Annotated in this window: 1 protein-coding gene; it reads left to right on the top strand. The window is 45.2% G+C overall.

What is annotated here, in order from left to right; all coding sequences use genetic code 11:
* Positions 1-378 (top strand): DUF349 domain-containing protein (locus D4A39_RS19405; protein WP_147393985.1); only part of this gene is annotated, 378 nt, incomplete at both ends.

The following is a 378-nucleotide window of genomic DNA, read 5'->3' as shown; positions in this document are numbered from 1 at the left end:
CAATCTCGAAAAGAAACAGCAACTCGTAAACAAGGCAAAGGAACTGGCTGACAGTACAGACTGGAAGAAAACTGGCGACAAACTCATCGCTCTCCAGAAAGAATGGAAGAAGGTGGGTACCGTACCTCATAAACAAGGCGAATTGCTCTGGAAGGAATTTCTGGATACCTGCAACAAGTTCTTCGAAGCCCGCAACAAGCAGAATGCCGGTTCACGCAGCGAGGAACATGCCAATCTGGACAAGAAGCGTAACATTATTGCCCAGCTCAAGGAACTTGTAGTTGCAGAGATTACCGACAATGATTTTCAGAAGAAACTCAAGGATTTTGCCAAGCAATACAGTGCTATCGGACACGTTCCTTTCAAAGAGAAAGACAA

The sequence above is a fragment of the Alcanivorax profundi genome, from assembly GCF_003597125.1.
GTDB lineage: Bacteria > Pseudomonadota > Gammaproteobacteria > Pseudomonadales > Alcanivoracaceae > Alcanivorax > Alcanivorax profundi.
This window is presented reverse-complemented; position numbering and strand designations above follow the sequence as displayed.